Below are 8,586 nucleotides of genomic sequence, written 5' to 3'. Positions count from 1 at the left end.
ATGTAAGCCCAGCCTTCACGGCAAACCAACAAAACGGGGCCGGGAGAGCAATCTCCCGGCCCCTTTTGTTTGGGTGCTGACCGGAGCACATCGTCGGACCCGCACAGCGAGATACACGATGGCAATTCAATGTCACGTACTCTGCAGCCGAACTAGGCTTGTTCCTTGTCTTCGCCAGCGTCCTGCAATGTCGGAGAAGCTTTGCCGAGCGCAAGATCCGCATCGGAAAAACGGATTGGTGTGCGCAGGCCCTGAAGGCCTCCCTCCAGCTCCACGACCATGCGGCGCGCTTCGATCTGCGGATCGGACAGCGCCTGTTTGACGCTGTTGATCGGGCCGGCGGGGACTCGGTCCGCCTCCAGCCTGTCCAGAAGCGCGTCACGCTCCCATTCAGCTATCCGGCGACTGATCGAGGCTGACAGACTTTCACGATTCTTCACGCGCCGGGCATTGGTGCTCCATTCTTCGCGCTTAGGTAAGTCGATCACGTCACAAAACCGTTCGAACTGGCGATCATTTCCCACCGCGACGATAAGCCAGCCATCCTTCGCGCGAAAAGCTTCATACGGGGCAATATTGGGGTGGGCATTGCCCAGCCGTTTTGGATTGCGGCCCCCTGCCAGGTAGTTCATCGCCTGGTTGGCGAGCGTTCCGACCATTACATCGAACAGGGCCATATCGACGAGCTGTCCGCGCCCGGTGCTCTCTCGCTGATGCAGAGCCGCCTGGATACCGATGACGGCGTATAAGCCGGTCATGATGTCGGCATAGGCCACGCCGATTTTCTGCGGCGGCCCGTCGGGTTCCCCCGTCAGGTCCATGATGCCGCTCATCCCTTGAATTATGAAATCATATCCCGCTCGCGCAGCATAGGGGCCATCCTGTCCGAAGCCGGTGATGGAGCAGTAAACCAGTCGCGGATGGACGGCAGACAGGCTGGCGTAATCAAGGCCAAACCGCTTCAGGCCTCCCAGCTTGAAATTCTCGATCACCACATCGGCATCTGCAATCAGTGCTTTTACCCGTGCGAGGTCTTCGGGGTCGGTAAAGTCGGCGATAATATTGTCCTTGCCGCGATTGGCGGCATGGAAATAGGCGGCATCCTTGCTGCCATCGGCACGATCGACGAACGGCGGCCCCCAGCCGCGCGTGTCATCGCCTTCGGGGCTTTCGACCTTGATGACCTCGGCGCCCAGATCGCCAAGAACCTGACCCGCCCATGGCCCGGCCAGAATGCGTGCGAGCTCGACGACCTTCAGGCCCTTCAGCGGTGCAGTTTTCACGTGTTCAGCCCGCTTTCCGGTAAACGCCGATCATCGACTTGGCGAGCTGCGGAATACGGCCTACACGCCTGAAATCGACTTCTTCCATGCCTACGCGCTGGAAAAGGGTTCCGAGTGTATCGCGACTGAAGAACTTGATGTGGCCACCTTCCCAAAGAGCCGTAAAGTGACCATCCATCTTGCCAGTGACCGCAAGCGCAAGGTTCTTGAGATAACCGTGATAGGGCGTTGAAATGATCGCGACACCGCCCGGTTCGAGCAGGTCGTGGATCCGTTCTGCGTAAAGCTTGGGCGAAAACACATGTTCGACCACTTCAAGGCTTATTACGACGGGGAATTTGCCGTAGCGGGCAGCGAGATCTTCCTCGGTCGAGCCCTGGTGCAGGTCCAGTCCGCGCTCCGTCGCGACGGCAAGCCCGCTCGCTGACGGGTCTATGCCGGTTACGGAATATCCCTTCGCTTGAAGGTGAGCTGCGGTCGAACCGTTTCCGCAACCCAGTTCGAACACCCGCTCGGTATTCGCGTACTGGTCCAATAGCGGTTCAAGCGCCGGCATCAGATATCCATGCGAATGCGCTGCGCCCGTCGTTTTGAATTCGTAAACCGATACATCCATTGGAAACGGTCAACCCTTTGTGGTTCTAGCTTTTGGTCGGTTCCGATTGGCACAGCGCGGCCGAATCGTCACCATCGTATTCGCATTGAGGCGTGAATTGCCTTGTTGTGCGATAGTCCACTGACACGGCAAAACTTGCCAGGAAGGTGCACCGCAGACTAGGCCAAGCCGATCATTTTCTGGGCAATGGAACGCAGAACAAAACTATGGCCAAAGCAGCCCTCATTGCTCTCCCGCTGATCGCCATCATCGGGGTCGGCATATCCTACTTTTACTCGCCGCTTCACACATTCAATGCGCTCGTGCCCAAGGACAGCGGCAGCCGTCTCGTGGTGGAGGGAGTCGCCTATGGCGAGAATTCGCGCCAGAAACTCGATATCTACGCACCGCACGACGATGATAACGGACCGCGTCCTGTCATCGTGTGGTTCTACGGCGGCAGCTGGAACAGCGGCTCGCGCGATGGCTATGCCTTTGCCGGAAGGGCGCTTGCAGCGCGGGGGTTCGTGACTGTCGTCGCCGATTACCGCATTTTGCCCGAAGTACGGTTTCCCGGTTTCGTCGAAGACGGGGCGCAGGCGGTGCGCTGGGTGCGTGCAAATATCTCGGAATACGGCGGAGATAGTGAGCAGATCGTGCTAGCAGGCCATTCCGCAGGCGCATACATCGCGGCGATGCTGGCGAACGACCCGCAGTGGCTCGGCGAGGACCGTGCAGCGGTAGCGGGGCTGATCGGGCTTGCGGGCCCGTATGATTTCTATCCCTTCGACACGCCATCCACGGTGGCGGCGTTTGGTGATTGGCGCGAGCCCGAGGCCACGCAACCTGTCACCTTCGCAGACGAAACCGCCCCGCCCGCACTGCTGCTGACGGGCGAGGATGATACGACCGTGAAACCCCGCAATTCCGAAGCGCTCGCTGCGCGGCTGAAAGAGGCAGGTGTCGAGGCCGAACTGGTGCGCTATGCGGATGTCGATCACATCGACATCGTCATCGCCCTCTCCCGGCCACTGCGCGGCAAGGCTCCGGTGCTGGACGATATGGCGGACTTCGCGAGGCGTGAAACGACTGCCGGGCAATAGCAATGCCCGCGTTCATGGGTTAGGCAATAGCCATGGCTTCACTTGGCTTTTCGGTCGATGACTTGCTGCCTCGTGCACGCGGGGGCGGAGCGCTCAAGATGGGGCTGACCGCACTTTTGGAAGACGAATGGCTGCAGCCTGAGCCTGACCTTACGGCGAGAAGGGCAAGTTTCGATACCCATCCTGACAGCGTCCAACTCACACAGCGCGCGGTGGCAGCGGGCGAAGAAATTGCGGCGATGCTTGGCGTAGACGGCGGTCTAGAGGGTGCGGCACGCTCTGCCTGGGAAGACATGTGCCTTCTAGAGCCAGATGAGACGGGTCAAACCTATCGCCTGATCGGGGCGGCGGTCGCCTTCCCGACAGACTGGCACCCCGCGGACAAGATCGGCCTGCCGCTTGTCGGCCTGCACAAGCCGATCCACGGCTATGCCGACCAGCTAGCCAGCGGGGTGGACCACTTCATGACCAGACTGAAAGCGGGCCGGATTTTCGGGCGCTGCAACTGGTTCGTCAGTCCAACGGCTGACCTGCGATGGATTGATACGCAGCCACCCGAAATCACCTTTGCCCATGTCACGCCCGAAAATGCCGGTGAGACGCTATTCATCCGGAGCGAGCGTCAGACGCTTCGCAAATTGCCCGAGACAGGCGCAATCCTGTTCACGATCGGCGTTTATGTCGCGCCGCTCGGCACGCTTTCGCCAGCCAATATTGAACGCATGGCTCAGGCTGTGCAGACGATACCGCCAGAAGAGGCAGAACGCCGGGGAGCGGCGCATTTCGCGCCGCAACTGCAGGCCTTTGCAGTTAGCGCTCCTGCATCGAATCGCGGGTTGTTTTGAGTAGCGGCTTGGTAAGATATTCCCACACGGTCTGGCTGCCGGTGAGGATTTCCGCGGTTGCCGTCATTCCCGGCTGAAGATCGATAGTCTGACCTTCGTTACGCGGACGCATCGTGGCTGTATCGACTTCAAGATTGACCCGGTAATAGACGTTTGCGGTGCCATCATCGCGCTGCTCGGACAGAGTATCGGGACTGATATAGACGACCTCGCCATCGCCTGAGCCGTAGACTGCGCTGTCATAGGCGTCGAAATTAACGCGGGCGCGCTGGCCGTTCTGGACAAAGGCGATGTCACGCGGCGGCACTTGCGCTTCCACGATCAACCGCTCGCCCGTCGGCACGATCTGCAGCACCTCGTCACCAGGCCGCAGGACGCCGCCCACGGTTGTGAGCCGAACATTCTTCACGATGCCATCGGTCGGGGCGACAAGGGATGCGGCGCGCAGGCTGTCCTGCCGCTGGGTAAGCAATTGCTGCGCTGCGACGAGTTCTTCCTCGGTCTGCGCGAACTCGGATTGCAGATCGCGGATATACTGGGCGCGGATGTTCGAGATGCGCCCTTCGGTCTCGACAATCGCGCGCTGCATCCGGATCATTTCGGAGCGGGCGACATCGCCGGTTTCCACCAGTGGCTGGTTCAGGTCCAGCTCTTCCTGTTGCAGCCGTGCCATGTTCTGGAGCGAGCCGATCTCGGCGCGCAAGGCAGCCCGGCGCCGGGAAAACAACTGCCGCTGGTTTGAAGTGAATTCAGGAAAGTCGCGCAAGCTGACGGGGAAGGTCAGTGCCTTGTCGAACAATTCGGCATCGATGCGGGCCATGCGGCTTTGCAGCGCCGCCACACGTGCGCGCGCTTCGGCTACGCCTGCGGTCAATTGCACCGTATCGAGTTCCACCAGCAAATCGCCGGCGCGTACCAGATCACCCTCGCGCACATTGATTCGGGCAATCGCGCCCCCTTCCTCGCTCTGTACGACCTGTACGCGAGCATAGGGCACTACGCGGCCCGGGGCGCGTGTGACCTGATCCAGTTCGGCCCATTGAGCCCAGCCGATAAAGCCGACCAGCGTCACGCTGATTGCGATGATGATCCAGTGGGAAGGCCGCAATCGCATCATCATGAGGCCTTCTTGTTTGTCTTGATGGAGGAAGTGACCGTTCCCTTGGTTTCGGCCGCACCATCCTGCTTTTCGGCAAGCTTGCGAGGCGCCAAGTCGCGCAGCACGTCCTGCGTAGGCCCGTCCTTCACGACTCTGCCATTCGCCATCACGATCACGCGGGTGAAGCGCGTCAGCAATTGCGGCTTGTGCGTCACCATCACCATGATGGAATCATCGTCCAGCCCTGCAGAAATCGCTTCGAGCGCGGCGCTCTCGGTCATCTGGTCGAGCGATGCGGTTGGTTCGTCCAGCAGCCAGATCTTGGGCCTGGAAAGCAGCAATCGGTTGATGCCGACCATGGCTCGCTGTCCGCCCGACAGCCCGCGCCCGCCTTCCTGGATTTGCAACATCAGACCGTCGGGCTGGGAAGCGATCATGGCATCGAGCCGCGTCTCGCGCGCCACTTCCATGATTTCTTCGTCCGACACATCGCCAAGTCCCATCGCGAGGTTATCGCGCAATGTGCCGTTTATTAGGCGCGCGTCCTGCGAGACATAGCCGACATGGCGGCGAGCGATGTCTTCCGCCACAAGCGACAGGTCCAACCCGCCCAGCAGCACGCTACCTTGTTGCGGTGAATACAGACCGCTCATCAGCTTGAGCAAGGTCGACTTGCCCGACCCGATGCCGCCAATCACCGCGACCCGTTCGCCGGCGTCGATCTTCAAAGCTTCGACTTCCAGCGCCGGGCGCTGCGTGTTGGGATACACGAAAGCGGCGTTCTTGATCTCGTATCCGCCTTCGAGATGATCGGGCCGCAGCGCGCCTGCGCCACTTGCCGGATCAAGCGGCAGGTTCATGATGGAATCGAGCGCCTTGAGCGAGGATCGCGCATAGCCCCATTGAACGATCAGATTGGGCAATTGCGCGACCAGCGGGCCGTTGATGCGTCCGGCGATGATCGAGCACGCGAGCAGCGCGCCAGTCGTGATCTGGCCCTGCGAGGCGAGATAGGCGCCCCACCCCATGATCGCGACATAGGCCGTCTGCTGGAGCGTCGAGAACAGCGAACCGGCCACCGAAGAAGCCTTCTTCACCGGCATTTCGTAATGGTGAATTTCGCGCACCAGCCGGTTCCAGCGACCCATCATGAACCAGCCACCGCGATTGGCCTTCACAGTCTCCGTCGCATCAAGCGATTCAACCAGCATTCCGTTCTTGCGGTTACCACTCACCTGCGCGCGGTCGGTACCGTTGCGGATGATCTTGCTAAGGATCATGGCGAGGATCAGCGCAACCGGCAGGCTGATGACAGGCACCAGCGCCAATTGCCCGCCGATCATGGCAATGACGATGATGAAGAAGATTGCGAATGGCAGATCGGCCAGCATGAACAGCGAACCGGACGACATCACCTGCCGAACCTGTTCCTGACCGCGCAATTGCGAGGCCATGGTGCCGATGCCGGGCGGCCTTGCATCGAGCCGGATGGCCTGTGCACGGGCGAAGAAAAATTCGCTCACCTCGGCGTCGATATCCTGCGCCTCGCGTTCGATCAGAAGCGCGCGCAAGCTGCGAAGGCACAAGTCGAGCAGCAAGGCGAAAGCCACGCCGGCGGTCAACACGAACAGCGTATCGTAGCTCGCCAGCGGGATCACCCGGTCATAAAGCTGCATCGAATAGAGCGAAGTTGCCAGTGTCAGCAGATTGGCGAACACGGTCGCCAGCCCCGCCATGACGAGTGGTTGCTTGCGCCGTTTGATCGCACGCCAGAAAACCGAGATCGCCTTGCCGCCATCGCTCGACAGCGGATCGGGCAGGTACATGGTGAAGAAACGCTGTTCGGGATCGTAGGGCAGCACGGATCGCTCGCCTACCAGCGACATCACATCATCGCCGTCCCACTGCTGCACCACCGCCCAGCCGCTGGTGTTGTCATAGACTATGAGCGGGAACTGGTCGGGCCTGGGACGACCTTCGATGCGGCGGGCAGGTTCCCAGCCGAGCACTGCGATAAGGCCAGGCAGCGCGTCAATGCCGTCGGCCAGATCGACCTCGCGCAATTCCAGATTCCAATGCGGAGACAGGGGTTTACCGGTGGCTCTCGCGTAGTTTTCTACCGCGCGTTCCGCGCTGCCATCAGTCACTGCGTTTCCCCAAACCCGTTCTCGCCGATCGCTGTAGCCGCACCTGCTTCAGGCTTCCACCGGCAAGATAGCGCAAGTATCCGCGCAGTCGCAGCAGCAGAGCCTACGCGTGCATCGCTTTCTGATAGCCGCGCACTGGCTGCTTCGCGTGTGGCGTTCATCACGTCGAGCCAGCTGCGCCGCCCGGCAATGAACTGGCGCTGGTAGCTGGCGATGATCTCGTCTGCGGCATCGGCGGCAATCACGCCCGAAGCGATACGCCGCTCTGACGCGCGAACCAGCACGTAATCACGGCGCAGCTGTTCACGCAGCACACGCTCTGTCTCACCGAATTGGGCAATCGCGCGCTGGATACGCGCATCGGTCGCCTCGATGGCGGTGACCTGCGAATTGCCCGGGCCAAGCTGGGCGCGGAGGACCAGCGCGGCACGTGCGCCGGTGATTTCGTTTTGCGATACCTGCAGCAGCAATTGTGGCCAGAGCTGTGATTTCGCAATGTCGCGCTGGGCCTGTGCGACAGCGATCAGATCGGTCAGCGCGTCCAGGCTGGGGCTGCAGGCAAGCGCTTCTGCAAGCGCGATATCTTCAGGCGGGAGGGTGCTGGCGATGCCGGGTGGTGGCAGGACCGGTTCAACGACCACCCCGCCGGTCAACTCGCGCAAGCTCAGCGATGCGGCATCACGCGCCTCTTCGATCACGGTGAGATCGAGTTCGACTTGCGCGGTTCGCGAGCGACCCAGTGTGAGGTCGGCAAGCGGTGAAACCTCCTGATCGACCCGCCGCCCGATAGCCGCGAGCAGATCATTGTGTTCGGCAAGGCTGCTGCGAAGGACGGACACGCGTTCTGCTGCCATCACGTATTCGTAATAGGCAGATATCACCCGGAGCACGATGTCGCGCCGCGCCTCGCCCACGCGGTTCTCTCCCACACGCAGCGACGCGCGAGCGCGGTCTATCTCCCCGGTGAGCCTCCCACCTGCCCAAATTGGCTGTTCAAGCACGGCGTTTAGCGCAAACCCGTCCTGGTCGGCGAAGGACGATCCCTCGGTTGCGGCAAGCGCTTCTACTGAGACGCTGGGATATCTTTGCCAACGCGCAACTCGCAGGTCGGCATCGAGCGCGTCAGCCTCCGCTTCGGCCGCGTCAACCAAGGGATGGGTAGTTGCAGCGAGCGTTGCTGCGACATCGAGTGGATCGGGGATGGCCACGGGAGCCGGGCCGCGCAATATTTGCGCATCATGCGAGGGCGGGCCGTATGCGCGGCCCGTAACGGACGCGCCTTCCGCCCCCGGTGGCAGCTGCGCTTCCTGTGCGCTCACGCCCGCCGCGATGGCGAGCAGGGCACAGCTTGCAACAGTTCTGACAAAAATGCGCATCAATCCAATTCGTTAAAGGGAATGCGACACCTAACCCAATGCCGCCGCCGGGAACGGACCACTTGGCCACACGCGAGTAATCGATCTGCATCTTCTCGACATTTCGGCAATTCAAATCAACAAACTATTTGCCATCGG

At 61.0% G+C, this 8,586-nt stretch carries 7 protein-coding genes; 2 read left to right on the top strand and 5 right to left on the bottom strand.

The features are described from left to right. Window positions 1-152: 152 nt before the first annotated feature. Window positions 153-1,283: a CaiB/BaiF CoA transferase family protein gene (locus AAC850_RS12900; RefSeq protein WP_340589223.1), complete on the bottom strand. Its 1,131-nt coding sequence runs from the start codon at window positions 1,281-1,283 to the stop codon at window positions 153-155. Window positions 1,284-1,287: 4 nt separating this feature from the next. After that, window positions 1,288-1,839: a class I SAM-dependent methyltransferase gene (locus AAC850_RS12895; RefSeq protein WP_340589222.1), complete on the bottom strand. Its 552-nt coding sequence runs from the start codon at window positions 1,837-1,839 to the stop codon at window positions 1,288-1,290. A gap of 266 nt (window positions 1,840-2,105) precedes the next feature. On the opposite strand from AAC850_RS12895, the gene AAC850_RS12890 reads away from it, so the two are divergent. Both AAC850_RS12890 and AAC850_RS12885 read left to right on the top strand, forming a co-directional pair. Continuing rightward, on the top strand, window positions 2,106-2,981 hold the full coding sequence (locus AAC850_RS12890) for an alpha/beta hydrolase (RefSeq protein ID WP_340589221.1): 876 nt from the start codon (window positions 2,106-2,108) through the stop codon (window positions 2,979-2,981). Between the two features lie 32 nt (window positions 2,982-3,013). Next, complete coding sequence (locus AAC850_RS12885; RefSeq protein ID WP_340589220.1) at window positions 3,014-3,826, top strand: heme-dependent oxidative N-demethylase family protein; 813 nt, start codon at window positions 3,014-3,016, stop codon at window positions 3,824-3,826. Here AAC850_RS12885 and AAC850_RS12880 read toward each other — a convergent pair. The 3 genes from AAC850_RS12880 to AAC850_RS12870 are packed head-to-tail and all read right to left on the bottom strand — an operon-like array spanning window position 3,792 to window position 8,391. Then, window positions 3,792-4,946 carry a beta-barrel domain-containing protein gene (locus AAC850_RS12880; RefSeq protein ID WP_340589219.1) on the bottom strand — a complete coding sequence of 385 codons (1,155 nt, stop codon included), beginning with the start codon at window positions 4,944-4,946 and terminating at the stop codon, window positions 3,792-3,794. The genes AAC850_RS12885 and AAC850_RS12880 overlap by 35 nt on opposite strands. Continuing rightward, complete coding sequence (locus AAC850_RS12875; RefSeq protein WP_340589217.1) at window positions 4,943-7,072, bottom strand: ATP-binding cassette domain-containing protein; 2,130 nt, start codon at window positions 7,070-7,072, stop codon at window positions 4,943-4,945. The genes AAC850_RS12880 and AAC850_RS12875 overlap by 4 nt, the downstream gene beginning before the upstream one ends. After that, on the bottom strand, window positions 7,069-8,391 hold the full coding sequence (locus AAC850_RS12870; protein WP_340589216.1) for a TolC family protein: 1,323 nt from the start codon (window positions 8,389-8,391) through the stop codon (window positions 7,069-7,071). Before AAC850_RS12870 ends, AAC850_RS12875 begins: the two co-directional genes overlap by 4 nt. Window positions 8,392-8,586 lie beyond the last annotated feature (195 nt).

It is taken from the genome of Erythrobacter alti, assembly GCF_037996805.1.
GTDB classification, from domain to species: domain Bacteria; phylum Pseudomonadota; class Alphaproteobacteria; order Sphingomonadales; family Sphingomonadaceae; genus Alteraurantiacibacter; species Alteraurantiacibacter alti.
Note: the sequence above shows the minus strand (reverse complement) of the source record. Positions and strands in the feature narration are given on the sequence as shown.